The organism is Desulfovibrio sp. (assembly GCF_035644575.1).
GTDB lineage: Bacteria > Desulfobacterota > Desulfovibrionia > Desulfovibrionales > Desulfovibrionaceae > Desulfovibrio.
This window is the reverse complement of record NZ_DASQOG010000182.1, coordinates 1-5,539: the sequence shown is the minus strand read 5'-3', so window position 1 is coordinate 5,539 and position 5,539 is coordinate 1. Positions and strand designations below refer to the sequence as shown.

The 5,539-nt window shown below is 59.8% G+C and carries 4 protein-coding genes and 1 pseudogene; 1 reads left to right on the top strand and 4 read right to left on the bottom strand.

Annotated features, from left to right (window positions below):
- Positions 1 to 727 (top strand): AAA family ATPase (locus tag VEZ52_RS10485; RefSeq protein ID WP_324836761.1); only part of this gene is annotated, 727 nt, incomplete at its 5' end.
- 177 nt (positions 728 to 904) lie between these two features.
- Here the strand turns inward: VEZ52_RS10485 and VEZ52_RS10480 are convergent.
- The 4 genes and pseudogenes from VEZ52_RS10480 to VEZ52_RS10465 form a co-directional block, all read right to left on the bottom strand.
- On the bottom strand, positions 905 to 1,972 hold the full coding sequence (locus VEZ52_RS10480) for a hypothetical protein (protein ID WP_324836760.1): 1,068 nt from the start codon (positions 1,970 to 1,972) through the stop codon (positions 905 to 907).
- Between the two features lie 349 nt (positions 1,973 to 2,321).
- A complete protein-coding gene (locus VEZ52_RS10475; RefSeq protein ID WP_324836759.1) occupies positions 2,322 to 3,446 on the bottom strand; it encodes a glycerol dehydrogenase in 1,125 nt (374 codons plus the stop codon).
- A gap of 57 nt (positions 3,447 to 3,503) precedes the next feature.
- Positions 3,504 to 4,877 (bottom strand): signal recognition particle-docking protein FtsY, encoded by a 1,374-nt coding sequence (gene ftsY, locus VEZ52_RS10470; RefSeq protein ID WP_324836758.1) that lies wholly within the window; start codon positions 4,875 to 4,877, stop codon positions 3,504 to 3,506.
- A gap of 9 nt (positions 4,878 to 4,886) precedes the next feature.
- Positions 4,887 to 5,539 (bottom strand): annotated as a pseudogene (locus tag VEZ52_RS10465) (hypothetical protein); the annotation flags it as partial.

The window sequence follows — 5,539 nt, the reverse complement described above, 5'->3', positions numbered from 1 at the left end:
CGAGGCGCTCTTTGATACGGAAGACAACATGGTGCGGCTCGACATGAGCGAATACATGGAGAAGCACTCCGTGTCGCGGCTCATCGGCGCGCCTCCAGGATACGTGGGCTATGACGAAGGCGGTCAGCTTACCGAGGCCGTACGCCGCAAGCCCTACTCCGTCATCCTGTTCGACGAGATTGAAAAGGCGCATCCCGATGTGTTCAACACCCTGCTGCAACTGCTGGACGATGGACGCCTTACGGACAGTCAGGGACGCACGGTGGACTTTCGCAACTGCATAGTCATCATGACCTCCAACATCGGCTCCATGCACCTGCTGGACGGCATCTCTGCCGACGGCTCGCTCAAGGAAGGCGCGAGGGAAAGGGTCATGGAGGATCTGCGGGCGCACTTCCGCCCCGAGTTCCTCAACCGTGTAGACGAAACCGTGGTCTTTCTGCCCCTGCGGCGCGACCAGATCGCCCGCATTGTGGATCTTCAGGTCAATCGGCTGCGCAAGCGGCTTGAAGACCGCAAGATCAGGCTTGAGCTTACTGATGCGGCCCGCAAGTTTATTGGCGATGCAGGTTACGACCCTGTGTACGGCGCGCGGCCCCTCAAGCGCTACGTGCAGCAGGCTGTGGAAACCCCGCTTGCCAAGGAGCTGGTGGGCGGCAAGATCCGCGACGGCCAGTGCGTCACTGTGGATGCTCCGGACGACAAACTCACCTTCAAGGCCGAGTAAGCGCACACTGATCACAGCTTAGCAGGCTAAAATCATGAGGCCCACACGAACCATTTCGTGTGGGCCTCACTTATTGGGGGGTAGGGATGCGGGACAGGTTGCGCGGGATATCTGGCGGAATATCCTGCTGAATGTCAGATCACTGCGTCAGGCGGCGGAACCGCCAGCGCGCATCGGCTATTGAATTTCTTCGGGCTTGACCACAAGCCAGTTCTTGTCGGCGGTGACGGGCTGGCCCAGTTCCTTCTGGCGGGCGGCGGCCTTGGTCCACATGCCTTCCATCTTCTTCATGGCGCTGTCTTTGCGGTTGATCCACACGCGCGCGCCGCCCTTTTCCACGTCCACGCCGTTCAGCAGCATGTAGCCGTCAGAAATGGGAGTGTCGCCACCCACGATGATGGGCTTTTTCCACTGGTCGATGTAGCCGAGGATGGTGCCCATCTTGCCTTCGTACCAGGTCATGGGATTCATGAGGTAGGTGGTGAGCAGCATATCAAGGTTCTTTTTCTGGTCGTACTGGCCCTTTTCGATCTGGAGGCGCGAGGTGGTCAGAGCGCCGCTGGCGGGATCCTTGAGCAGCATGGTGACGCCAATGACGTTTTCAGGCTTGACGTTGTAACCATACTTGGGATCGCTGGCCACCATGCGCACCAGTTCTTCACTGGCGGCCGTCATAACATACACGTTGATGCCGTTTTCCATCAGCTTGGCGTACAGTTCCTGCATGCCGGTGAAGGGCTTGGGCGGGTTGATGCTGGCTTCTTTCACGGTATCGCCGCTGTAATACTTGGCCTTGAGGGGCTTTTTATATTCCATCAGGCCGTCCACATGGCCCTTGAGTTCCTTAAGCGTAAAGCCAGCAAAAACCTGGGCAACCCAGGGGTAGCAGATGAGGTCTTCCGTTTCGCACAGGCGGTAGTAATAGCTGACAAGACCTTCCTTGAAGTCCTTGGTATCCTTGAAAGGAATGAGGCGCAGTTCCTGGGGCAGCTTTTCGCGGGAGAGCGCGCCCTTCATTTCCATGTAGGCCAGCAGGGATTCTTCCAGATCATAGCGGTAGCTCGTGTTGTCCATGTCAAAAACGGCAAAGTTGCCCTGATTGGCATTTTTTTCAATCACCTTGTCGAGCTGTTCTTTCACAGGGGCAGGCCAGTGCTTCAGCTCTGTAACGGCACTGGCCGACTGGCTGAGCGTGAATGCAAAGACAAAGCAACTGACAAACAATGCAAGACAATTTTTTTTCATCACACGACTCCAGGCGTTAAACGTAAACAATCCCCACAAAATACATATCGGCCCACAAACCCTTTCAGATCTATTTTCAGCACCTGCCAGATGCTCAAATGGTTATTTCAGAGCAGCGTAACCTTCCAGTGCAGGGGAAAGTCAACGGGGGGTTTCATATCTTGTTAAGCTCCATAAGAATGCCCCACCGCCTGCCGCAAAACAGCAAAAATGCGCCGCAGCTGGGAATAACTGACGATCGGACTTCTCAGAATTGCCCTGCAAATACGGAGAAGGGGGATTCCCGTGCAGGAATCCCCCTTCTATTGCTGACAATTTCAGCCCTGGCGGCTTGCGCCGCAGGATAGTTTTAGCTTCTGAATGCGTTGCCCAGCGCGTCCGCCGCCATAATGGCCGCAGCTACGCTCTCTTCCGTGATGGGGAAGGGCATGGCGTGGATGGATTCTTCGGGCAGGCAGGCCTTGCGGGCCACCTTGCTCAAGGCTTCCGGGCTGATGTCCGTAATGCCGATATCGCTCAGGCACACGGGCAGGCCCACGGAGGTGCAAAAGCCCAGCACTTCGTCCAGTTCTTCCGTGGGAGCGTTTTCCAGCACCAGTTGCACCAGCGTGCCAAAGGCGACCTTTTCGCCGTGCAGATAGGTGTGGGTTTCTTCCAGCGCGGTCAGGCCATCGTGGACGGCATGGGCTGCCGCCAGACCGCCACTCTCAAAGCCCAGGCCGGAAAGCAGGGAATTGGCTTCAATGATGTTTTCCAGCGCTGGCGTCGCCATCTTGGCCTGACAGGCCAGCACGGCCTTGTAGCCGTCTTCCAGCAGGGTGCGGTAGCAGGTGGCTGCAAGGGCTTGCGCTGCAAGGGTTCCCCTGGCCGGGGGGCAGTCGCCCGTGCGCGCGCCGCAGGGCAGGCCCGCGTTGACGGGAGCGCACGAACGCACGTTGGCCCGCGCCTCAAAATAGGTGGAAAGGGCATCGCCCATGCCCGACACCAGATAGCGCACCGGCGAGGCGGCAATGATGGAAACGTCCATCAACACCACATCGGGATTGCGGGGAAAATAGGCGTAGTCTTCCATTTCGCCGTCCGGCGTGTAGATCACCGCAGAATGGCTCGTGGGCGCGTCTGTAGCCGCAGTGGTGGGCACCACAATGACCCCCTGCCCCGCCGCCACGCAGCGCGCCGTGTCCAGCGCCTTGCCGCCGCCAAGCCCCACCGTGCAGTGGCAGGAGTGCTTACGCGCCAGCTCGCCAAGGCGGGCGATTTCAACGCGCGAGCATTCGCCCTGAAATTCCGTTTCCACAAAGGTCACGCCAAATTTGGCCGCTGTGGCGTCCAGCGTCTGGCGCACCCTGTTCACGCTGCTTTCCGTGGCTACCAGCAAGGCCTTTGTGCCGTACTGCCGCACAAAATACCCAAGGTTGAGCAGTTCGTTCTCGCCCTGCACGTACTTGGACGGACAGATAAACGCTCTTCTCATGGCATGCTCCGCTTCCGGCAATCGCGCCGGGATTGCAGGTTTGAATCCTGACCGGGCCTACGCGTCTTCCTTCACGCCCAGCAGGGCGCGGGCATAATCCTCGCCGCTGAAGGGGCGCAGGTCTTCCATTTTTTCGCCAAGGCCCACATAGGTGATGGGCAGGTGGTGCTGCATGGCAACGGCTATGGCTACGCCGCCCTTGGCCGTGCCGTCGAGCTTGGTGATGATAAGTTCATCTATGCCCGCAGCTTCCTTGAACAGTTTGGTCTGCGAAAGGGCGTTCTGCCCGGTGGTGGCGTCAATCACCAGAATGGTGCGGTGCGGCGCGCCCGCATGCTTTTTGCCTAACACCTGACGGATCTTGCTCAGCTCCTCCATCAGGTTGACCTTGGTCTGCAAGCGGCCAGCCGTATCCACATAGAGCACGTCCACACCTTCCTGAAGCGCGCGATCCATAGCCTCGTAGGCCACGGCGGCAGGGTCGGAACCAGCGGTGCGCGCATGGAACAGCGCGCCCACGCGCCCGGCCCAGACCTGCAACTGCTCGATGGCGGCAGCGCGGAAGGTGTCTGCGGCGGCAATCATGACCTTTTTGCCCTGCATGCGGTCGCGGTGGGCCAGCTTGGCAATGGTGGTGGTTTTGCCCACGCCGTTGACGCCGATCATCAGCACAACTTCGGGCTGGTTAACGGCTGCAATGCGGCGCGGCGCGCGAAAGATTTCTTCCACTTCAGCCATGAGCAACTGGCGCACCATGGCGGATTCCGTCACCTTTTCCTTGCGGGCGCGCTCTTTCAGGCGTTCCACCAGTTCAATGGAAGGCTCGTAGCCAAGATCGGCCATGATAAAAAGTTCTTCCAGCTCTTCCCAGAAGGCGTCGTCCAGTTCGCCATGCCCGGCAAACAATGCGTCCAGCCCCTTGGAAAACTGCTCGCGGGTGCGCGAAAGGCCCTGACTGATCTTGAGAAACAGGCGGTTGCGCTCGTCCTCTTCGTCTTCCATATCAAGGGCGAGAGCCAGACGGTACTGCAATTCAGAGCGGAATTCCTCCACCTGCCGATAATCCATGCGGGCGAGCCATTCCTGAAAATCACGCACAAAGTTCTGAGCTTCGGCCTCCGGGGCATCAAGGGCGCGCAGCAAGAAGAACAAACGCTGCCACAGCAGGTCGCCCGCTTCCTCCACGCCCTCAAGCACAATACCAAGCCATACGGAAAGCCGTGGCTCAGCCTCGCGCAGGCGCCGGGTAAGAGCCTCATCAGCGGCAGATGCCGCAAAAGGCTGGGCAGCGGATTCTGCCGCTGGTTTCGCAGCAGGTTCTGCAAGGGATTCAGGTGCAGCTGCGTCAATTTCTGCGGGCACTTCCTGCGCCGCATTGGCCGCATCTTCCGCGCCGCCGAACATCTTTTTTATGGCAGAGAAAAAACCCATATGATCTCCTTATCTTCCGCCCTCTTGCACCGAGGGCTTGCTTTCCTTGCGGGCCGTTTGCCCTTCCAGCGCGCCCAGTACTTCGCGCAGCGCCAGCACGCATTCTTCCACGGCCTGAGCCGCAGAGGCTGCGTCCGAATCATTTACAGCCCACTGCATCGCGTGCGCGGCAGAGGCCAGCCGCTCCGCGCCCACGCAGGGCGCTGCTTTTTCAAGAATCCGCCCAAGGCGGCACAGGTTTTCAGCGTCTTCCAGCGCGTAAAGGCGCAGCAGCAGATCAGGGGCAGGGGCAAACGTTCTGCCGAACATGCCCGCCGTAACGCGCCATGCTTCCGGGCGGCGCAGCAAAAAGGCCCGCCCAAGCTCGGCGCTCACAACAGCCCCGGCTGCGATATCTTCGCTCAGGGGCGCGCCGCTCCCGCCCTGCGCCCCATGCCTGCGGACGGCGCTGTCGCAAGTGGAGCCAGATTCAAAAATATCTGCAAGGCCGGGTTCCGGCGATGGCGCAGGGGCCGAATCAGCAGCAGGTTCGCCGGACGCCGCAGTGCCGCGCGGCGCAGTACGCTCCAGCAACAAGGCTTTCAGCCGGGCCAGATCGCCCCAGTGCCAGAGCAGGGCCAGCAAGACCAGGGTTGAAAACAGGGCGGAAAGGCAAAAGCGCG